This window comes from Streptomyces sp. Root1304, assembly GCF_001426405.1.
Taxonomy (GTDB): Bacteria; Actinomycetota; Actinomycetes; order Streptomycetales; family Streptomycetaceae; genus Streptomyces.
Map to the genome: position 1 here is coordinate 678,322 of NZ_LMEP01000012.1, position 18,301 is coordinate 696,622.

Consider the following 18,301-nt stretch of genomic DNA (forward strand, 5'->3'; position numbering starts at 1 on the left):
CTTCGCGAGCGTGCCCGCGCGTGCGTGGGGAGCGCTCCGGGGAGCGCTTCGGGAGTACGTCAGGAATCGGGACGGAGGGGATGCGTGCAGCCACTGCCCGAGGTCGGTGACCTCGTCCGCGACACCGCCACCGGGCGGGTCGGTTTCTATCTGGAGAGCGTCTCCGGGCGCCTGCTGCTCCGTGCCGTCCACGGCGGCGGCGTGTGGGAGGCCGAAGCGGCCGACGTCCAGCCCGCCACACCCCTCCGCGAGCTGCGCGCCCGCGCCGCCGAGATCAACGCGCGTAGCAGACGGGGGCTTGGCGGGCTGGGGTGAGACCCCGGCCGGCCGGTTACCGAGGGGCGCCGACGGTGCCGGAGACGCCGCGCCGATGCCTGTGCCGGTGGCGGTGCCGGTGCCGGTGCCTGTGCCGGTGGCGGCAGTGGTGCCGGTGGTGGGTATACGGCGTGGCCCCGGCGCCCCGCCCTTCCGCCTGGTCGGGGGTGTTCCCGGCCGTTGTCAGTGGCGCGCGCGACACTGGAGGCATGTGCCGCAGCATCAAGACGCTCCGACCGCCCGCGCTGCCCGAGGAGGCGACCGAGGACGACATCCGCGCCGCCGCCCTGCAGTACGTCCGCAAGGTCTCCGGCTTCCGCGCGCCCGCCGCCCACAACCGCGAGGTCTTCGAGCGGGCCGTGGACGAGATCGCCGAGGCCACCGCGAGACTCCTCGACGGCCTGGAGGTGCGCGGGGCGCACCCCGCCGTCAGGACGCCGTCGCGGGAGCCGCAGCCGGACGCCGGATGAGATAGGCGGCGAGCCCGCCCGCGAGGAAGAGCGCGAGGGTCGACACCCCCGCGCTGAACCAGGTCGCGCCCAGCCACTGGCCTCCCAGCCAGCCGAGCCCCACGCTGTACGAGGCCCAGGTCACGCCCGCCAGCGCCGACCACGGCAGGAACTCCTCGACCCGGCGCTTCGCCGCGCCCGCGCCCAGGGAGACCACGGAGCGGCCCGCCGGGGCGAAGCGGGCCAGGACGACGAGCAGGCCGCCACCCCGCGTCAGCGCGGTGCCGAGACGTTCCTGCGCCACGGACAGGCGCCTCGACCGGGCGATGGCCCGGTCGATCCTCGCACCGCCCCTGAGGGCCAGCCGGTACGCCAGGAAGTCGCCCAGCACCGACGCGGAGGCCGCGCAGAGCAGCAGCGGGAGGATCGAGGGCACGTCGGGGGTGGCCGCCGTGGCCGTCGCCGCCGCCGTGGCGGCGGTGATGACCAGGAAGCCGCTCGGCAGCACCGGCAGGAAGACGTCGAGCAGGATCGACGCCGCCACCACCGGGTAGATCCACGGTCCGGCGGTGAGCGACCGCAGCGAGCCCAGGCTGTCGAGCAGATTCACAGGGCCAGAGCCTACGCGGACGCGCCGGACCGCCCGCCGGGTGGGTGCGGGAGCGCAGCGGATGCGGCGTGGCGGAGAGGCGGCGGCCGAAGCGGGCTGCGGTCGGCGCGCCGGGTGCGGTGCCGCGTCGCCGGTGTCCGTGGCCGCGCGAAGGTGTGCGACTTTGCGGGAACGCGGCCGGAGGCACCGGCCGGTGTGGGGTGTTGAGGGGACGGGAAAGGGCCGGAAGACGCGCTGTGGTTTCCGGCCCCTTCCTGTAGGGCGGGCTCAGGCCGTGACCGGCGTTCCCCGCTCCTCGCGCTCCTCCCGCGCCCCTGCGGTCGTCTCCGTCGAGCCGACCCGGGTGCCGAAGAGCCGGTCCAGGGCCAGGGCGCCGGGGCCGGTGAACACCAGGAGGAGGAAGGACCAGCAGAACAGGGCCGCCGTCTCGCCGCCGTTCCGCAGCGGGAGGAGGGCCGCGGGCTGGTGGACGTCGAAGTACGCGTACGCCATCGAGCCCGAGGCGAGGAACGCGGCGCTCCGGGTGCCGAGACCGGCCAGGACCAGACCACCGGCGGCGAGCTGGATCACGGCCGCGTACCAGCCCGGCCAGGTGCCGGCCGGGACCGTGCCGCCGCTGCCCGCCGCGCCGCCGAGGATCCCGAAGAGGGCGGCGGCGCCGTGGCAGGCGAAGAGCAGGCCGACGACTATGCGGAACAGGCCGAGCGCGTACGGCTGGACGCGGTCCAGGCGGGCCGCGAGACCGTGCGGGGCACTGCCGCGGATCAGGGCGTTCGCTCCGGTCGGGCCGTTCGCCGCGATCGGTCCGGTCGGGCCGTTCGCTCCGTTCCGGCCGATCGAGGCGCCCGGATCCTTCTGGGCGCTCAGGCTGCTCCGGTCGTTCGGGTCGTTCATGTCGTTCAGGTCGTTCATGGGGGGACTCCTTCGGCCTGACCTCGTCCGTGGGGTGGACGAGGGGTGGGGACGGAAACCGATGAGGCCGTCAGGTTAGGCACCCCTCAGTAATACTTGCAAGTTCAACATTCAGCCGTCGGAAAGTGTGTGGTGAGGTTCACTTTTCCGACGGCCGATGTCGACGTGCTGTCAGGGGAGGTGCGTTCAGCAGCCGTTGAGGACCGACTGCAGGGCGCTCTTCTCGGCGGAGTCGACGCTGAGCTTCCAGTAGTACTTCACCTGTACCCACGCGCGGACGTACGTGCAGCGGTAGGCGGTCCGCGAGGGCAGCCACTTCGCCGGGTCGAGGTCGCCCTTCGCCTGGTTGACGTTGTCGGTGACCGCGATGAGCTGCGGCCGCGTCAGGTCGTTCGCGAAGGACTGGCGCTGCGCGGTGGTCCACGAGGAGGCGCCCGAGCGCCAGGCCTCGGCGAGCGGGACCATGTGGTCGATGTCGAGGTCGGACGCGGCGGTCCAGGTGGCCCCGTCGTACTCCGAGTACCAGCTTCCGCTGACGGAGGCGCAGTTGGAGTCCGTGACGACGTTCACGCCGTCGCGCTTCAGGACGGTCTCGCGCGTGTTGCAGGTGCCGGACTGAGTGATCCAGTGAGGGAAGAGGTCCCGGCTGTAGCCCGAGGTGGAACCTTCCGCCTTCACGGTGAGGGCGGCCAGGTAGGTGCGCGCCGTCGCGGCGCTGACCGGAGTGGGCATGGCGGCCTGGGCGGTCGGGGCGGTGGCGAGGACGCCGGTGAGGGAGAGGGCGGCGGAGGCGGCGAGGACGGTGAGTCGACGCGCGTAGACGTTACCGACGGGCATGTGAACTCCCTTGAGGTGGGGGGACTTTGGCAGGTGCCGTCCCCGCGTGGGGTGCCGGGCGACGGCCCGTTCATCGTGGCGGCGCGAGGTTTCCGTGGGGGGTGCGCCAGGTAACAGAGTGGCGACATGGACACGTCACATCAAGGGGTGTGACGTGTCCTGACGGAGCGCCAGATTCCGCCGGGTGTCACGGGAAGGGCGGATCCCCGCCGGGAGACGGCGGTCGCGTGCGGGCGTCGAGGGCGCGTATCGCGGGCGTATCGAAAATCGCATACGCCGTCGCAACGGCCCACCGTCTCTGATGGAGGAGGCATGAACCACAACGCACCCGTGTCGGCCCCGCCGCCCCGCCGCGCGCGCGGGATCGTGCTCGCCGGTCTCGCGGCCCTCGCGGTCCTCGGCCTGGGGAGCGTCCTGTTTCCGCTGCGCAGGATGCTCATGATGCCCGCCTCGCGGTGCATGGCCTTCCAGTGGCACGGCTGCTACGACACGTTCAACGGTGTGGTGCTCATGACCCTGGTCACGGTGCCGTTGGCGGTGCTGGTGGCCTGGGCCCTGGCGCGCCGTCGGCGCGCGGCCGGTGTCGCGTCGGCGTGGCGGCTGTCGCTGGCCGAGGTGGGCATGGTCCACGGGACGGTGCCGTTCCTGTGGCTGACGATGATGCCCGGCGCCGGCGCCGGTGTCGTCCCCGGCCGGTTCAGCCTGGTGCCGCTGCGGGACCTGGCCACGATGGGGGTGCTCGGGATCGTCGGCAACCTGCTGGTCCTCGCGTCCCTCGGGTTCTTCGCCCCGATGCGGTTCGCCGCGGTGGCGTCCGTACCGCGCGTCCTGGCGCTCGGCGCGGGCTGCTCGGTCCTGGTCGAGACGGCGCAGTACGTCCTGCGCCTCGACCGGGTGTCCTCTGTGGACGACGTACTCGTCAACACGGCCGGCTGCGTCCTGGCGGCGCTGGCCTCACGCCGCTGGTGGCGCCGCACCATGCCGGAGGCCGAGCCCGTACGGCTCCGGGACGGGCGGCCCGACCTCCGGAACGTCGCGGCGGAGGCCGAGCCCGTACCCCTCCGGGGTGATCGGCCCGACCCCCGGACGGCCGTCGGACCCGACCCCGGCGCAGCCGACGGCCTCGGGCGCCGCCCCACGGACACGACCTAGGCTTCAGACATGCGCGTACTGATCGTGGAGGACGAGCCCTATCTGGCCGAGGCCGTCCGTGACGGTCTCCGGCTGGAGGCGATCGCCGCCGACATCGCCGGTGACGGCGACACCGCCCTGGAACTGCTCGGCGTCAACGCGTACGACCTCGCCGTCCTCGACCGCGACATCCCCGGGCCCTCCGGCGACGAGGTGGCCCGGCGCATCGTCGCCTCCGGCAGTGGCATCCCGATTCTCATGCTGACCGCCGCCGACCGGATCGACGACAAGGCCTCCGGGTTCGCGCTCGGCGCCGACGACTACCTCACCAAACCGTTCGAGCTGCGCGAGCTGGTCATGCGGCTGCGCGCGCTCGACCGCCGGCGCGCGTACGTCCGGCCCCCGGTCCGTGAGATCGCGGGCCTGCGGGTCGACCCCTTCCGCCGCGAGGTCTTCCGCGACGGACGGTACGTGGCGCTCACCCGTAAGCAGTTCGCCGTGCTCGACGTGCTCGTCGCCGCCGAGGGCGGGGTCGTCAGCAGCGAGGAGCTGCTGGAACGGGCCTGGGACGAGAACGCCGACCCCCTCACCAACGCCGTCCGCATCACCGTCTCCGCCCTGCGCAAACGGCTCGGCGAACCCTGGATCATCGCCACGGTGCCGGGCGTCGGCTACCGCATCGACAGCGGGCCGCAGGCCGGCCCGGACCGTCCCGACGCCGGCCGCCCCGACAACCCCCGTCCCGACGCCGGCCGCCCCGACAACCCACGCCCCGACAACCCCCGTCCCGACGACACCTGCCCCGACCCGCGCCCCCCGCATGCCTAGGCGCCCCGGGCTCAGCGTCCGGATGAAGCTCACCCTCAGCTATGCCGGGTTCCTCGCCGTCGCCGGTGCCCTCCTGCTCGCCGTCGTGTGGGCGTTCCTGCTGCGCTACGTCCCCGACACCTCGAAGGGCCTGCTCGGGATCTCGCCCAACCGCTACCTTCTCGTGCGGACCTTCGCCCCCGCCGCCGCCATCGCGATGGCCTTCCTGCTCGTGTTCGGCCTCGTCGGGGGATGGCTCCTCGCCGGACGGATGCTCGCACCGCTCACCCGGATCACGGCCGCCGCGCGGCTGGCGGGGAGCGGATCGCTGTCCCACCGAGTCGGCATGGAGGGTCGCAGGGACGAATTCCGCGAACTCGCCGACGCGTTCGACACCATGCTCGAACAGCTGGAGTCCCACGTCGACGAGCAGCAGCGGTTCGCCGCCAACGCCTCCCACGAGCTGCGCACGCCGCTGGCCATCTCTCAGGCGCTGCTCGATGTCGCCCGCAGGGACCCCACACGGGACCGGGCCGAACTCCTCGAACGCCTCCAGGCCGTCAACACCCGCGCGATCGATCTCACCGAGGCGCTCCTGCTGCTCAGCCGCAGCGGGCGCGGGAACGTCACCCGCGAGCGCGTCGACCTCTCCCTCGTCGCCGAGGAAGCCGCCGAAACCCTGCTCCCGCTCGCCGAACAGCGCGGGATCACGCTCACCGTCACCGGCGGAGCGACTCCGGTCGGCGGCTCCGCGCAGCTCCTGCTGCGGATGGTCACGAACCTCGTCCAGAACGCCGTCGTCCACAACCTGCCCGCCGGACCCGCCGGACCCGCCAGACCCGCCAGACGCGCCGGACGCGCCGGACCCGCCGGACCCGCCGGACGCGCCAGACCCGCCGGGCAGGCAGGGCCCGCCGGACCTGCCGAACCCGCCGGAGGCATCGTGACGGTGCACACCGAGGCCCGCGGCGACACGGGCGTGCTGCGGGTCGAGAACACCGGCCGTCCGGTGCCGCCGGAGCTGGTGCCGGCCCTCATCGAACCCTTCCGGCGCGGTACGGAACGCGTCCGCACCGACGAGCACGCCGGAGTCGGTCTCGGTCTGGCCATCGTGCAGAGCATCGTCCGCGCCCACGACGGGACGCTGGAGCTCGTCCCCCGCCCCGAGGGCGGGCTTCGCGTCACGGTCCGGCTTCCGGGGGCGCCGTCCGGGGGCGAACCGGCCCGATAGGACGGACCGGAGTCGCGCCGTCCTACGCCAGGACGGTCAGCGCGATCGAACCGTCGGCCGTGCGTTCCACCCGCAGCCGGGTGAGGTCGTCGACGTGCACGTCCGGTGCGAAGGCCGCCGCGCGCGGGCCCACGCCCACGATCCGCATGCCGGCCGCCCGGCCCGCCTCGATGCCGGCCTCGGAGTCCTCGAAGACGACGCAGTCCGCCGGGGCGAAGCCCAGCTCGGCCGCTCCCTTGAGGAAGCCCTCCGGGTCCGGCTTGCTCGCGCCGACGCACTCGGCGGTGACGCGGGTCTCCGGCATCGGCAGCTGCGCCGCGCCCATCCGGGCCTGCGCCAGGGCCTCGTCCGCCGAGGTCACCAGGGCGTGCGGCAGCTCCGCGAGCGCGGCCATGAAGGCGGGGGCGCCGGGAACCGGGACGACCCCGTCGAGGTCGGCGGTCTCCTCGGCGAGCATCACCCGGTTGTCGGCGTGGTTCTCGTCCATCGGGCGGTCCGGGAGGAGGACGGCCATCGTGGCGTACCCCTGTCGGCCGTGGACCACCTTGAGGACCTCGTCCCCGTCGAGGCCCTGCCGGTCGGCCCAGCGGCGCCAGCAGCGTTCGACGACGGCGTCCGAGTTGACGAGGGTGCCGTCCATGTCGAGGAGGAGGGCGCGGGCGGTGAGCGTTGCCGGGGTGGTGGCGGCCATCGGGTCTCCAGAGGGGGTGGCGCGGAGAACGAAGCGGTCCCGCCCACCGGTCAGGGTTTCGCGGGCGGGGCCACTTTGTTTTTCCACGATACAAAACCGAGGGCGGTCTTGGCCAACCGGTCCGCATGCCGGTCGCATGCCGGTCCGCGCCCGGCCCCGCGCGGCCCGGCCCCGCGCCCCGGTCCTCAGATGTAGGGCGTGTACCGCTCCAGCACCTCGCGCGTGTGCGGGCCGTACACCCCGCCCGGGTCGCCCTGGATGTACATGTACGACTGGTAGAGCCACACCGCCTCCTGCACGCCGCTGTCGTACTTGCCGTCGGCGCGGTCGTCGTACACCCCGACCTCGGTCAGCCGCCGCTGGAGGTCCCTTACCTCCGGCCCCGACGAGCCGAGGCTCAGCGTCAGGCCCTTCTCGGGCTCCTCCTTCGTCTTCGTGGGGGACGGCGTCGTCGCCGGCGTCGTCGTCGGCGGTGCGACCGGGTTCTCGGGAGAGGCGGTCGCCGGAGGCGCCGCCGCGCCGGTCGTGGTCGCCGAGGGGCTCGGCGAGGCGGTGGTCCTGGTGGCGGAGGGGGTCGGCGAGGGGGACTCGGAGGTTCGGTGCGGTGTGGGGGAGGAGGACGTCGGCTCCGGGGCCTCCGAGGACGGGGACGGGGCCTCCGAGACGGCGAGGTTCAGGGACGCGCTCGTGGTCACCTCGGGCACGGCCGCCCGGTCGTCGGTCTCCTCGCCGCCGCCGAGCACGGCCGCCGCGAGCGCGGCGGTGCCCGCCACGGCGACGGCGGCCACCGCCGCGACGAGCACGCCCCGCTTGCGCCCCCGCCGCGCCACGACCGGAGCCGGCGGTACGTCGCCGACGCCGCGCAGCAGGAGCGGCATGGTCTCGGACGGGTCGCCGCCGCCGATCGGCCCACCCGCGTCGGCCTGGTGGTCCCCGCCCGCGGCCCCGGCCCCGGGGTGGAAGCCGACCGGGGCCGCCTCCATCGGAAACGTCTCCGCCGCCGCGTCGCCCGGATACGGCCGGATCGCCGCAAGCTGGGCCGTCGGCGGGTCCCCGCTCCCGGAGGCACTCCAGGAGCCGCTTTCGTGCGCACCCCCCGCCCCGTACGCGGCCCCCTCGTCCGGCGAGTCCAGCGTCACGTACGGCCTGATTCTGAGCGGGTCGAAGTCCTCCGCCGCCGCTATCTCCGCCTGGGCGCAGGCGCAGCCAGGTCTTTGTACACCGCATTCAGGACAGACGTGTCCGGTCATGATGGGTTCCCCTCCCCGATACCACTGCGAGCGATTATGCAGCCCGCCCCTTTCGAGTGGGCGAACAGTCGTGCCCTCCGCAGGCCATAACCGGACATTCGGACCAGGATGAAGGGGCCGTACGAGGTCGGTCCGAGGAGACGCCGGAGGAGACGCCCATGGCCCAGGAAGTACGCACGTCGCCGCCCGACGGCGGCGGCGCGCCCGTGCCGGGCGACGGGCAGAGCCACCGCACGGTCCTCGTCGCCATCGGCGCCCTGCTGCTCGGGATGCTGCTCGCCGCCCTCGACCAGACGATCGTGTCCACCGCCCTGCCGACCATCGTCAGCGAGCTCGGCGGCATGGAGCACCTGTCCTGGGTGGTCACCGCCTACATGCTGGCGTCCACGGCGGCCACCCCGCTCTGGGGCAAGCTCGGCGACCAGTACGGCCGCAAGAAGCTCTTCCAGGCGGCGATCGTCCTCTTCCTCATCGGCTCGGCCCTCTGCGGCATCGCCCAGAACATGCCGCAGCTCATCGCCTTCCGCGCCGTCCAGGGCCTCGGCGGCGGCGGTCTGATGGTCCTGTCGATGGCGATCGTCGGCGACCTCGTGTCACCCCGCGAACGCGGCAAGTACCAGGGGCTGTTCGGTGCCGTGTTCGGAGCCACCAGCGTTCTCGGCCCGCTGCTCGGCGGCCTCTTCACCCAGCACCTGTCCTGGCGCTGGGTGTTCTACATCAACCTGCCGATCGGTGTCGTCGCGCTCTTCGTGATCGCCGCCGTGCTGCACATCCCGGTGCGCTCGACCCGGCACACCATCGACTACCTCGGCACCTTCCTCATCGCCTCGGTCGCCACCTGTCTGGTCCTCGTCGCCTCCCTCGGCGGCAGCACCTGGGCGTGGGGGTCGCCGCAGATCATCGGCCTCGCCGTCCTCGGAGCCGTACTCCTCGTCTGGTTCGTGTACGTGGAGCGGCGGGCCGCCGAGCCCGTCCTGCCGCTCAAGCTGTTCAGGATCAGGACCTTCAGCCTGGTCTCCGTCATCAGCTTCGTCGTCGGCTTCGCGATGTTCGGCGCCATGACCTATCTGCCGACCTTCCTCCAGGTCGTCCAGGGCGTCACCCCGACCATGTCCGGCGTCCACATGCTGCCGATGGTCGCCGGCATGCTGATCACCTCCACGGCCTCCGGCCAGATCGTCTCCCGCACCGGCCGCTGGAAGGTCTTCCCCCTCGCCGGCACCGCCCTCACCGCCCTCGGACTGCTGCTCCTGCACAAGCTCACGGAGACCAGCTCGACCTGGGTGATGAGCGTCTGCTTCTTCGTCTTCGGCGCCGGACTCGGACTCGTCATGCAGGTCCTCGTCCTGGTCGTGCAGAACGCCGTCTCGTACGAGGACCTCGGCGTCGCCACCTCGGGCGCCACCTTCTTCCGCTCCATCGGGGCGTCCTTCGGTGTCGCCGTCTTCGGCACCCTCTTCACCAGCCGGCTCACCGGCAAGCTCGGCGACGTCTTCGCCGACGCCACCGCCGCCGGACAGACCCTCCCGCCCGGCGTCGGCCCCGAGCAGGTCGCCGCCGACCCGCGCGCCATCGCCGCCCTCCCGGCTGAACTGCGCCCCTCCGTCCTGCACGCCTACGCCACCTCCATCACCGACGTCTTCCTGTACGCGGCGCCCGTCGTCCTCGTCGCCTTCGTCGTCGCCTGGTTCCTCAAGGAGGACAAGCTGCGCGCGTCCGTCACCGCGCCCGACACCAGCCAGACCCTGGCCTCCAACCCGGTCGAGCGTTCCTCGTACGACGAATGCGCCCGCGCGCTGTCCGTCCTCGGCTCCCGCGAGGGACGCAAGGCGGTCTACGAGAGGATCACCGCCCGCGCCGGGCTCGACCTGCTGCCCGCCGCGAGCTGGCTGCTGCTCCGCATCCGCCACCACGGCACCGTCGAGCCCGCCCGCCTCGCCGAGACCGTGCCCGTACCGCTGCGGGCCATCACGGAGGCCGCCCGGCAGGTGGAGGAACGGGGGCTGGTCGCCAGGGAAGGGCTCCAGCTGGTCCTCACCGAGGAGGGCCTCGGGGTGGCGACCCGGCTCGCGGCGGCCCGCGAGGAGTCGCTCGCCGAGCTGCTCGGCGACTGGTGGGGGCCGGACCGGCCGACCGACCTGGTGCGGCTGGTGGAACTGCTGACGGCCGAGATGAACGGCTCGGACGCGGAACGCCCCCACCCCCCGGAGCCGCCCCGCGACCACCGGGCCTGAGCGGACCATGGGGCCTGGCCGGACCATGGGGCCTGAGCGGACCATGGGGCCGGTTCGGGCCCAACTCCGGCGGCCCCGGCCCGCCATGACAGTCGCTCAGTACCCCTCAGTACGCTGTCCCCTTCAAGATCACGTCACAGGGGGACGGTCAGGATGAACAGCGAAGAGCCACGTCACCACGGCGGTTACGGCGCTCCCGGCGGGCACGGCGGTTACGGCGGGCAGAGCGGATACGGCGTCCCCGCGCCGGCCGCCCCGCCGCGTCCGGCCTCGCACCGCGGGGCCTGGATCGGCGCGGGAGCCACGCTGGTGGCGGCGGTCATCGGCGTCGTCGGTACGTATCTGGTGAGCAACAACGGCAACGACAACAACGCGGGCAGCAACAGCAACAACAGCAGCAACAACAACGGCGCCGCGTCCGCACCGCCCGCCACGCAGACACCGTCCGCCCCACAGACCCCGGAGCCCTCGTCCTCCGCGTCCTCCTCGGCGGCGGCCCCGGCGACCCCCTCCGCCAAGCCGACCGGTGTCATCGGGTGGCAGGGCGCCCTGGCCATCGCGTACGCCGAGCCGAAGGACCTGGACGCGGCGCCGCCCGTCGAGTCCGAGATCAACGAGGACAACGACTTCTCCGTCTACCCCTTCGGCAGTCACATGCTGCGGCCCGAGCGCGGGGCCAAGGCGGTCGTGTGGGAGGACTCGGCGAAGGTGCCCTCGTACGAGGACTGCGCGGGCGTCGTCGACACCCTCGGGACCGGGAAGGACATGAAGCTCAAGACGGGTCTGGTCGTCTGCGCGCGGACGAACGACGGCCGGCTCGCGCGGCTGACCGTCAAGGAACTGGACGGACAGGCCTCCGACACGAGCGGCACCTTCGACGTCGTCGTCTGGAGCAGCTGACCCCGGGCTGGGGCGTCAGAGGTCCTTGCCGTACCAGATGTCCATGTACGGGCCCGTGCAGTACGCCGGGATCTCCGCGTAGCCGTGCCGTGTGTACAGGGCGCGCGCCTCGACCAGGTCCAGGCGCGTGTTGAGGACCATCCGGCGGGCGCCGAGCGCGCGGGCCTCGTCCTCCAGGGCGGCGAGCAGCGCGCCCGCCCCGCCCAGGCCCCGGAAGGCGTGGCGCAGGAACACCCGGGTCAGCTCGGCGCGCTCCGTGTCGAGGAGCAGGACCCCGCCGCAGCCGGCCGCCTTGCCGTCGTACCGGGCGACCAGGAACCGGCCGGTCGGCGGGGTCAGCAGCTCGACCCCGTCGCCGGTGAGCCCCTCGTCGATCTCGGCCTCGGTCGCGGGCCGCTTCCAGTAGCGGCTGGCGACATCGTCGTAGTAGTCGCGGCGCAGGGCGGTGGCGTCCGGGGTGCCGACGTGCTCGGGGGAGAAGATCCAGGTCATGCGCGCCATTCTGCGGCGCGCACGCCCCGGCGCGCAGCCGGGTTTCGCCCCGGCCGCCGGCCGCCGGTCCTCCCCGGACGGCCCCGCCCTTCCCGCCTCAGTTCTTCGGGGACGCCTGCTGGACGACCTCGAAGGACCACAGCGTGGAGCCGGACGCGGCGGGCTTCGGCCGCTCGCCGCCGCCCTCGCCGCCGCCCTGGTGGGCGGCCTTCATGGAGCCGTTCATCCAGTTCTGGAAGTCCTCCTCGCTGCGCCAGCGGGTGTAGACCAGGTACTGGTCGGTGCCCTCCAGGGGCCGCAGCAGCTCGAACCACTCGAATCCGTCGGAGCCCTCCACGGACCCGGCGCGGGACGCGAAGCGCTGCTCCAGCACCTCACGCTGCTCGGCCGGCACGGTCAGGACGTTGATCTTCACGACACTGGGCACAGGACACCTCGTCACAAGCACGCGCCGGGCGCTGCGCCCGGCCTTGATCACGTACGTACCCGCAGTCTCCTACACCGGCCCGTCGGGACGGCGTGAAGGTGGCGCGGGCCGGGTGTCGGCAGCGGTGTGTAGGGTCACGTCATTCGATGATCATCAGGTGATCAGGGGGATCCATGTTCCTGTCCGAGTCCGGTTCCGGCCGCATGCCCGCGGTGCGGGGCGCGGCCGTCGCCGTCCTGCTGCTCGGGGCGCTCAGCGTCTCCTGCGGGGGGCCCGCGAAGAGCGACGACCGGCCGGGCGGCGGCCCCACGACGACGGCCGCCGCCGACGCCGCCGCGAACCCCGGGACCGATGCCGCCGCGAACCCCGGGGCCGATGCCGATGCCGACGCCGACGCCGAGCCGGTCAGCCGGGTCCGTGACGCCTTCGCGGGGCTTCAGGCGACCCTGGACGACTCGTGCACCCCGGGCGACTGCGCGTACTTCCTCGGCAGGGTCGACGACGAACTCCACCGTCTCGACCGGGCCATGAAGGCGGACCCCAAGGGCCCCGGGCACTTCCCCGAGCCGATCGCGCTGATCGCGGAGCTCGACAAGAAGCTCGGCGGTGACTCGTCCTTCGAGAACCTGAAGAAGCACCAGACCCTGCTGCTCGGCACCCGGGACGACATCAACACCTGGATGCAGGGCCACCCCGACGACTACCGCTGACCCGGCCGGGGCCCGCGGCAGCCGTCACCGGTGGCCGCCGGCCCCGTCGGCGTCAGTCCGTCACGCGGGCGATCAGCAGGCCGTCGTAGCCCTTCGTTCCGACCGTCTGGAGGGCCGTCGCCTCCAGCCGGGGTTCGCGGGCCACGAGTTCGAAGAGTTCGCGGGTGCCGGTGATCGCCGGGTCGTCCGGGTGCGGGGTGGTGATCCGGCCCCCGCGTACGACGTTGTCGACGACGATCACCGTGCCGGGGCGGGACAGCTTGAGCGCCCACTCCACATAGCGCGGGTTGTTGACCTTGTCGGCGTCGATGAAGACCAGGTCGAAGGGGCCCGCGCCCTCCGCCTCCAGCTCCGGCAGGCTGTCGAGGGCCGCGCCGGTGCGGACCTCGACGCGCTTGTCCAGGCCGGCGCGCGCGATGTTCGCGCGGGCCACGGCCGCGTGCGCCGGGTCGTACTCCAGGGTGATCAGCCGGCCGTCGGCCGGCAGCGCGCGGGCCAGCCAGATCGTGCTGTAGCCGCCGAGGGTGCCGATCTCCAGGATGTTCCGGGCGCCCTGGGTCAGCGCGAGCAGATGGAGCAGCTTGCCCTGGTTGGGTGCCACGGCGATCTCGGGCAGCCCCGCCGCCGCGGAGTCGGCGAGCGCGGCGGCGAGCACCTCGTCACCGGGGGCGATCGTCCCGGCGAAGTAGTCGTCGACCTCGGTCCATCGGGGGTCCGGCTGAGAGTTCGTCATGCGGACGAACGTACACCGGCGTCGGAGCCGGACGGGGTCCCCGCGCGGCGTCGCCCCGCCCGTACCGCCAGGAGCGCCGCCACCACCGCGAGCAGCACCCCGCCGCCGACCGTGAGCAGCCAGACGGGGATGCCGCCGGCCACGGTCAGCAGCCGGTCGGTGTACTCGACCCGGCGGTACGGGGTGTCCGCGACGGTCCGCAGGTGGTGGTCGTCGTCGATGCGCTCCGGGTGCGGGAACTCCTGCTCCAGGACGGTCAGTCGGACCGGCCGGTCCCCGGCGAGCGCGGCGACGGCGCCCTCGGGGCGCTCGATCCGGCCGGCGAAGGTGACCTCGGGGCGGTCGCCGCCGATGGGGGAGCGGGGCTCCATCCGGTGCTCGGCCAGGACGTAGAGGCCGAGGGTCTGCCGGGTGCTCGCGAGACGGGAGAGCCGCATGGGGTAGACGAGTTCGGGGGAGGCGAAGGTGATGCGGAGCGGGGTGAGTTCGCCGTGGAGGACGGCTCCCTTCTCCTGGGGAGCGAGCCGCACCGCGACGTACTCCCACTTCCGGTCCACGTACGGCTGGAGGGCGCCGGTCAGCCGTTCGGGCAGCTCGAATCCGTTGGCGCGCAGCCAGTCGCCGAGGGCCCCGGGGTCGGTGGCGGTCAGCCGGGCCACGTCGAAGGGGCCGAGCCGCTCGCGGCCGACGACGCCGACGCCGGGGGCCGCGCCGGGCGCCGGGGCCCCCGCTCCGTCCCCGCGGTCCCGGGTGAGGGGCCACTCGCCCACGCGCGGCCAGAAGTGGAAGCGGTCGCGCTGCTCGGGCTCGGCGAGCCGGTCGAGCGCGTCGAAGAGCCCGGGGTCGCCGAGGGTGACCCCCGCGCGGCTCGGTACGGGCATGATCCAGGCGGCGTGCTCGGCGTTGCCGTGGACGTTGAAGCGCATGACGACGGTCTCGGCGCGGCCGTCCCAGCGGACGGCCGACTCCTCCCGGTCGACGCCGATGCGCTGGTCCTTCGACGGGATCATCGCGCCGCAGCCGCAGGCGTACGCCGGCGCGACGAGCGAGCCGAGCTGGAGCGCGAGCAGCGCGACGAGGACGGCGAGGACGCGGTGCGCCCGCGCCCCCGGTGTACGTGTGATTCGTTGTGTCCCCCGCATGCGGGGTGGGACGTGACCGGTGATGATCCGGTTCCGTCCCACCCGGCGGGGATCGGTGCGGGCGGGTCGACGGTCGGGTCGACGGTCCAGGGGGTTTGGACGTCCCTCACCCCGAGGCGCGGACCCGGAGTTCCTTCACGCCGTTGAGCCAGGCCGCCCGCAGCCGGCGGGGTTCGCCCACCAGGGTGAGGTCGGGCAGGGCGTCCGCGAGGGCGTTGAAGATCAGGTCGATCTCCTTGATCGCGAGGGACTTCCCCAGGCAGAAGTGGGGTCCGCCGCCCCCGAAGCCCAGGTGGGGGTTGGGGTCGCGGGTGATGTCGAAGCGTTCGGGGTCGGTGAAGACCTCGGGGTCGTTGTTGGCGGAGGAGTAGAACAGGCCGACCCGGTCGCCCTTGCGGATCTGCTGCCCGCCGAGCTCGGTGTCCTGGGTCGCGGTCCGCTGGAAGGAGACCACGGGGGTCGCCCAGCGCACGATCTCCTCGGCGGTGGTCGCGGGGCGTTCCCGCTTGAAGAGTTCCCACTGGTCGGGGTGGGTGAGGAAGGCGTGCATGCCGTGGCTGATGGCGTTGCGGGTGGTCTCGTTGCCCGCGACGGCGAGCAACAGGACGAAGAAGCCGAACTCGTCGGAGGAGAGGTTGCCCTGCCCCTCGGCCGCGACGAGCTGGCTGACGATGTCGGCGGCGGGGCAGGCCTTGCGGTCGGCGGCCATGTTCATCGCGTAACCGATGAGCTCCATGGCGGCCTCGACGCCGACCTCCTCGGTGATGGCGTACTCGGGGTCGTCGTACGCGATCATCTTGTTCGACCAGTCGAAGATCCGCGAGCGGTCCTCCTGGGGGACGCCGATGAGTTCGGCGATGGCCTGGAGGGGGAGCTCGACGGCGACCCGGGTCACGAAGTCGAAGGTGCCGTCGGAGTCGGCGCTCCGCCGGGCCTCCTCGGCGATGGCGCGGGCCCGGTCGCCGAGGGTCGTCTCCAGGGTGCGGATCGCCCGGGGGGTGAAGCCGCGCTGGACGATCTGGCGGACCCGGGTGTGCTCGGGCGGGTCCATGTTGAGCATGATCATCTTCTGGACGTCGATCTGCTCCCGCTGGATGTTCCCGTTGAAGCGGATCACGGCCGTGTTGAGGTTCGAGGAGAACAGCTCCGGGTGCGTGGACACGTACTTGACGTCCGCGTGACGCGTGACGGCCCAGTACCCCTCGTCCTCGAAACCCGTGATGCCGGCCGGCTGCGGGCACCACCACACGGGCGCCGTCTGCCGCAGTTCGGCGAACTCCGGGAAGGGGACGCGGTCGCTGAGCAGATCGGGATCGGTGGCGTCGAACCCTTCGGGGAGATGGGGGCAGGGCATCGGCAACACACTCCACATCTGATGGACCGTCAGGTGTTGTCGGAAAAGTTAGTAACGAGTTCTACAAGTGGCAAGGGGCGGAACGGGAACTGTTGCCTCCCGGACCCTTGCGTACCCGCGGTAGCAGTCATAAGACTGCACTCAGAACTAGAACGCGTACTAGTTCCCCCGTGACGCCGACCGACGGGATGCCGGGACGCCCCGTCCGGTCGAGGAGAGGACGAGCTCATGGCCGCGGAACCCGTCATCGTCGAAGCCGTACGCACCCCCATCGGCAAGCGCGGAGGCGCGCTCGCCAACCTTCACCCCGCCTACCTCCTGGGCGAGACCTACCGCGAACTCCTCGGACGCACCGGCATCCACGCCGACTGCGTCGAACAGATCGTGGGCGGTACGGTCACCCACGCCGGAGAACAGTCCATGAACCCGGCGCGCACCGCCTGGCTCACCATGGGCCTCCCCTACGAGACGGCCGCCACCACCGTCGACTGCCAGTGCGGTTCCTCGCAGCAGGCCAGCCACATGGTCGCCAACATGGTCGCGGCCGGCGTCATCGACATCGGGATCAGCTGCGGCGTCGAGGCCATGTCGCGCGTACCGCTCGGCTCCGGCTCCAAGCACGGACCCGGCAAGCCCTTCCCCGACGAGTGGAACGTCGACCTCCCCAACCAGTTCGAGGCCGCCGAGCGCATCGCCCGCAACCGGGGCCTCACCCGTGAGCGCGTCGACTCCCTCGGGCTCCTCTCCCAGGAGCGGGCCGCGAACGCCTGGGCCGAGGAGCGCTTCAAGCGCGAGACCTTCGCCGTGCAGGTCCCCACCACCGAGGAGGAGCAGGCGGCGGGCCACGGCATGTGGCGGCTCGTCGACCGGGACGAGGGCCTGCGCGACACCACCATGGAAGGCCTCGGCAGGCTCAAGCCCGTCATGCCGACCGCCGTCCACACCGCCGGCAACTCCTCGCAGATCTCCGACGGCGCGTCCGCGATCATGTGGGCCTCCAAGCGCATGGCCCGCGCCCTCAAGCTGCGCCCGCGCGCCCGGATCGTCGCCCAGGCCCTGGTCGGGGCGGACCCGCACTACCACCTCGACGGTCCGATCGACGCGACGCGCGCGGTCCTCGGCAAGGCCGGGATGTCGCTGCGTGACATCGACCTCGTCGAGATCAACGAGGCCTTCGCCTCGGTGGTGCTCAGCTGGGCGCAGGTCTTCGACCAGGACCTGGAGAAGGTGAACGTGAACGGCGGCGCCATCGCCCTCGGGCACCCCGTCGGTGCGACCGGCGCGCGGCTGATCACCACGGCCCTGCACGAGCTGGAACGGACCGACAAGGAGTTCGCGCTGATCACGATGTGCGCGGGCGGGGCGGTGGCGACCGGGACGATCATCCAGCGGCTGTAGCGGCCGCGGCCCTCCGGGGTTCCGGCGGTCGTGGGCGGAAAAACGCCGCAGGCCCCGCCCTCCCTGACGGGAGGCGGGGCCTTGCGGGTGCGCGGTGCGGCGGTGACTCCTAGTACCAGCCGTTGGCCTGCCAGAACGCCCAGGCGGCGTTCGGGGAGCCGTAGCGCTCGTTCATGTAGTTGAGACCCCACTTGATCTGGGTGGCGGGGTTCGTCTTCCAGTCGGAACCGGCCGAGGACATCTTCGAGGCCGGAAGGGCCTGGACGAGGCCGTAGGCGCCGCTGGAGGAGTTGGTGGCCTTGTGGTTCCAGCCGGACTCGTGGGACACGATCTTGCTGAAGGACTGGTACTGCGAGGCGGGGACGATCTGCCGGGCGATGTCCTGCGGGCTGGCGGCCGAGGCGGCGCCCGTCGTGCCCAGCACCGCACCCGACGCGCCGAGCAGCACGGCTGCGGAGGCGGCGATGGACTTCTTGCGGGCGGCGACACGAGTGGTGATCGAGCGGATCAAGGTTTCTGCCTAACTTCGGGGACAAGGGGTGCGCCAGGCGATTTCGGCAAGCCGGAACCAGAGCCCGGGGGACCCGGGAACTGGAGGGAACCGGCCGTCCGAGGCGCTGTGGTGAGCACCGGCTGCCTGGCGACGTCCACCAGACAAGCAGGGTCGGAACGCCGACG

The 18,301-nt window shown here is 72.6% G+C and carries 19 protein-coding genes and 1 pseudogene; 9 read left to right on the forward strand and 11 right to left on the reverse strand.

Annotated features, from left to right (window positions below; translation table 11 throughout):
- Positions 1–84 precede the first annotated feature (84 nt).
- A complete protein-coding gene (locus ASD33_RS15925; protein WP_056559479.1) occupies positions 85–315 on the forward strand; it encodes a hypothetical protein in 231 nt (76 codons plus the stop codon).
- A 209-nt stretch (positions 316–524) separates the two neighbouring features.
- The gene (locus tag ASD33_RS15930) at positions 525–785 is read left to right on the forward strand and encodes a DUF2277 domain-containing protein (RefSeq protein ID WP_056559482.1); all 261 of its coding nucleotides are present in this window, start codon (positions 525–527) and stop codon (positions 783–785) included.
- On the opposite strand, the gene ASD33_RS15935 is transcribed toward ASD33_RS15930, so the two are convergent.
- The 3 genes from ASD33_RS15935 to ASD33_RS15945 all read right to left on the reverse strand — a co-directional run bounded on the left by ASD33_RS15935 (position 745) and on the right by ASD33_RS15945 (position 3,123).
- Positions 745–1,368 (reverse strand): VTT domain-containing protein, encoded by a 624-nt coding sequence (locus ASD33_RS15935; protein WP_056561476.1) that lies wholly within the window; start codon positions 1,366–1,368, stop codon positions 745–747. The genes ASD33_RS15930 and ASD33_RS15935 overlap by 41 nt on opposite strands.
- Positions 1,369–1,641: 273 nt before the next feature.
- Complete coding sequence (locus tag ASD33_RS15940) at positions 1,642–2,142, reverse strand: DoxX family protein (protein ID WP_242427052.1); 501 nt, start codon at positions 2,140–2,142, stop codon at positions 1,642–1,644.
- 330 nt (positions 2,143–2,472) lie between these two features.
- Positions 2,473–3,123: an HNH endonuclease family protein gene (locus tag ASD33_RS15945; protein ID WP_056559486.1), complete on the reverse strand. Its 651-nt coding sequence runs from the start codon at positions 3,121–3,123 to the stop codon at positions 2,473–2,475.
- Between the two features lie 312 nt (positions 3,124–3,435).
- Between ASD33_RS15945 and ASD33_RS15950 the strand changes: the two are divergent.
- The 3 genes and pseudogenes from ASD33_RS15950 to ASD33_RS15960 all read left to right on the forward strand — a co-directional run.
- Positions 3,436–4,095: pseudogene (locus tag ASD33_RS15950) on the forward strand (VanZ family protein); the annotation flags it as partial.
- 189 nt (positions 4,096–4,284) lie between these two features.
- Entirely contained in the window at positions 4,285–5,082 is a 798-nt protein-coding gene (locus ASD33_RS15955; RefSeq protein ID WP_079044799.1) for a response regulator transcription factor, read from the forward strand.
- Positions 5,075–6,292 (forward strand): HAMP domain-containing sensor histidine kinase, encoded by a 1,218-nt coding sequence (locus ASD33_RS15960; protein ID WP_056559490.1) that lies wholly within the window; start codon positions 5,075–5,077, stop codon positions 6,290–6,292. Before ASD33_RS15955 ends, ASD33_RS15960 begins: the two co-directional genes overlap by 8 nt.
- A gap of 22 nt (positions 6,293–6,314) precedes the next feature.
- Here ASD33_RS15960 and ASD33_RS15965 read toward each other — a convergent pair whose 3' ends face one another.
- The gene (locus ASD33_RS15965) at positions 6,315–6,983 is read right to left on the reverse strand and encodes an HAD-IA family hydrolase (RefSeq protein ID WP_056559493.1); all 669 of its coding nucleotides are present in this window, start codon (positions 6,981–6,983) and stop codon (positions 6,315–6,317) included.
- Between the two features lie 185 nt (positions 6,984–7,168).
- On the reverse strand, positions 7,169–7,966 hold the full coding sequence (locus ASD33_RS15970) for a peptidoglycan-binding domain-containing protein (protein WP_056559496.1): 798 nt from the start codon (positions 7,964–7,966) through the stop codon (positions 7,169–7,171).
- 425 nt (positions 7,967–8,391) lie between these two features.
- On the opposite strand from ASD33_RS15970, the gene ASD33_RS15975 reads away from it, so the two are divergent.
- Complete coding sequence (locus ASD33_RS15975) at positions 8,392–10,467, forward strand: MFS transporter (RefSeq protein WP_056559499.1); 2,076 nt, start codon at positions 8,392–8,394, stop codon at positions 10,465–10,467.
- Positions 10,468–10,620: 153 nt separating this feature from the next.
- Positions 10,621–11,367, forward strand: coding sequence for a hypothetical protein (locus ASD33_RS15980; RefSeq protein ID WP_056559503.1), 747 nt, complete (start codon positions 10,621–10,623; stop codon positions 11,365–11,367).
- Positions 11,368–11,382: 15 nt separating this feature from the next.
- Here the strand turns inward: ASD33_RS15980 and ASD33_RS15985 are convergent, their stop codons facing one another.
- Together ASD33_RS15985 and ASD33_RS15990 are read right to left on the reverse strand one after the other, a co-directional pair.
- A complete protein-coding gene (locus ASD33_RS15985) occupies positions 11,383–11,859 on the reverse strand; it encodes a GNAT family N-acetyltransferase (protein ID WP_079044850.1) in 477 nt (158 codons plus the stop codon).
- A 97-nt stretch (positions 11,860–11,956) separates the two neighbouring features.
- On the reverse strand, positions 11,957–12,286 hold the full coding sequence (locus tag ASD33_RS15990) for an antibiotic biosynthesis monooxygenase (protein WP_057573959.1): 330 nt from the start codon (positions 12,284–12,286) through the stop codon (positions 11,957–11,959).
- 173 nt (positions 12,287–12,459) lie between these two features.
- Between ASD33_RS15990 and ASD33_RS15995 the strand changes: the two genes are divergently transcribed.
- Positions 12,460–12,996 carry a hypothetical protein gene (locus ASD33_RS15995; protein WP_242427007.1) on the forward strand — a complete coding sequence of 179 codons (537 nt, stop codon included), beginning with the start codon at positions 12,460–12,462 and terminating at the stop codon, positions 12,994–12,996.
- A gap of 52 nt (positions 12,997–13,048) precedes the next feature.
- Here ASD33_RS15995 and ASD33_RS16000 read toward each other — a convergent pair whose 3' ends face one another.
- The 3 genes from ASD33_RS16000 to ASD33_RS16010 all read right to left on the reverse strand — a co-directional run bounded on the left by ASD33_RS16000 (position 13,049) and on the right by ASD33_RS16010 (position 16,225).
- On the reverse strand, positions 13,049–13,729 hold the full coding sequence (locus tag ASD33_RS16000; RefSeq protein ID WP_056559513.1) for an O-methyltransferase: 681 nt from the start codon (positions 13,727–13,729) through the stop codon (positions 13,049–13,051).
- Complete coding sequence (locus tag ASD33_RS16005; RefSeq protein ID WP_079044800.1) at positions 13,726–14,871, reverse strand: DUF2330 domain-containing protein; 1,146 nt, start codon at positions 14,869–14,871, stop codon at positions 13,726–13,728. The genes ASD33_RS16000 and ASD33_RS16005 overlap by 4 nt, the downstream gene beginning before the upstream one ends.
- Positions 14,872–14,977: 106 nt before the next feature.
- A complete protein-coding gene (locus ASD33_RS16010) occupies positions 14,978–16,225 on the reverse strand; it encodes a cytochrome P450 (protein WP_056559516.1) in 1,248 nt (415 codons plus the stop codon).
- 228 nt (positions 16,226–16,453) lie between these two features.
- Between ASD33_RS16010 and ASD33_RS16015 the strand changes: the two genes are divergently transcribed.
- Positions 16,454–17,623: a steroid 3-ketoacyl-CoA thiolase gene (locus tag ASD33_RS16015; protein ID WP_056559518.1), complete on the forward strand. Its 1,170-nt coding sequence runs from the start codon at positions 16,454–16,456 to the stop codon at positions 17,621–17,623.
- A gap of 109 nt (positions 17,624–17,732) precedes the next feature.
- Here the strand turns inward: ASD33_RS16015 and ASD33_RS16020 are convergent, their stop codons facing one another.
- Complete coding sequence (locus ASD33_RS16020) at positions 17,733–18,134, reverse strand: transglycosylase SLT domain-containing protein (RefSeq protein WP_056559521.1); 402 nt, start codon at positions 18,132–18,134, stop codon at positions 17,733–17,735.
- Between the last annotated feature and the right edge of the window lie 167 nt (positions 18,135–18,301).

Coding starts and splice junctions, on each gene's coding strand:
- ASD33_RS15930 (WP_056559482.1), top strand. CDS start 525: ATGTGCCGCAGCATCAAGACGCTCCGACCGCCCGCGCTGCCCGAGGAG.
- ASD33_RS15960 (WP_056559490.1), top strand. CDS start 5,075: ATGCCTAGGCGCCCCGGGCTCAGCGTCCGGATGAAGCTCACCCTCAGC.
- ASD33_RS15985 (WP_079044850.1), bottom strand. CDS start 11,859: ATGACCTGGATCTTCTCCCCCGAGCACGTCGGCACCCCGGACGCCACC.
- ASD33_RS15975 (WP_056559499.1), top strand. CDS start 8,392: ATGGCCCAGGAAGTACGCACGTCGCCGCCCGACGGCGGCGGCGCGCCC.
- ASD33_RS15970 (WP_056559496.1), bottom strand. CDS start 7,966: ATGGAGGCGGCCCCGGTCGGCTTCCACCCCGGGGCCGGGGCCGCGGGC.
- ASD33_RS15980 (WP_056559503.1), top strand. CDS start 10,621: ATGAACAGCGAAGAGCCACGTCACCACGGCGGTTACGGCGCTCCCGGC.
- ASD33_RS15965 (WP_056559493.1), bottom strand. CDS start 6,983: ATGGCCGCCACCACCCCGGCAACGCTCACCGCCCGCGCCCTCCTCCTC.
- ASD33_RS15945 (WP_056559486.1), bottom strand. CDS start 3,123: ATGCCCGTCGGTAACGTCTACGCGCGTCGACTCACCGTCCTCGCCGCC.
- ASD33_RS16015 (WP_056559518.1), top strand. CDS start 16,454: ATGGCCGCGGAACCCGTCATCGTCGAAGCCGTACGCACCCCCATCGGC.
- ASD33_RS15995 (WP_242427007.1), top strand. CDS start 12,460: ATGTTCCTGTCCGAGTCCGGTTCCGGCCGCATGCCCGCGGTGCGGGGC.
- ASD33_RS15955 (WP_079044799.1), top strand. CDS start 4,285: ATGCGCGTACTGATCGTGGAGGACGAGCCCTATCTGGCCGAGGCCGTC.
- ASD33_RS16010 (WP_056559516.1), bottom strand. CDS start 16,225: ATGCCCTGCCCCCATCTCCCCGAAGGGTTCGACGCCACCGATCCCGAT.
- ASD33_RS16005 (WP_079044800.1), bottom strand. CDS start 14,871: ATGCGGGGGACACAACGAATCACACGTACACCGGGGGCGCGGGCGCAC.
- ASD33_RS16000 (WP_056559513.1), bottom strand. CDS start 13,729: ATGACGAACTCTCAGCCGGACCCCCGATGGACCGAGGTCGACGACTAC.